Here is a 216-nt window from a genome sequence, read left to right as displayed (position 1 = left end):
TCTCACAACACTGTTTAAGTATACAGTATTTTTACGATATGAGAAGTCTGTACCTCTGCTACGTCAGTGCGGGTCCATTCATCACAAAGCGCGCATCACACAGATAACGCACAATGTCTTTTGGCGCATGGTCGGCGGGATTTCCTGCCGTACTGACAAACAACTTATTCACTTTGCGCACATTTGCCCGCAAAAGTTTTTCAATCGTCATCAGAC

The 216-nt window shown here is 44.9% G+C and carries 1 pseudogene; it reads right to left on the bottom strand.

What is annotated here, in order from left to right:
* Positions 1–58: 58 nt before the first annotated feature.
* Positions 59–216 (bottom strand): annotated as a pseudogene (locus FDX22_RS32685) (DNA primase); the annotation flags it as partial.

This window comes from Citrobacter sp. TBCS-14 (assembly GCF_005280805.1).
In the GTDB taxonomy this organism is placed as follows: Bacteria; Pseudomonadota; Gammaproteobacteria; order Enterobacterales; family Enterobacteriaceae; genus Citrobacter; species Citrobacter gillenii.
Note: the sequence above shows the minus strand (reverse complement) of the source record. Positions and strands in the feature narration are given on the sequence as shown.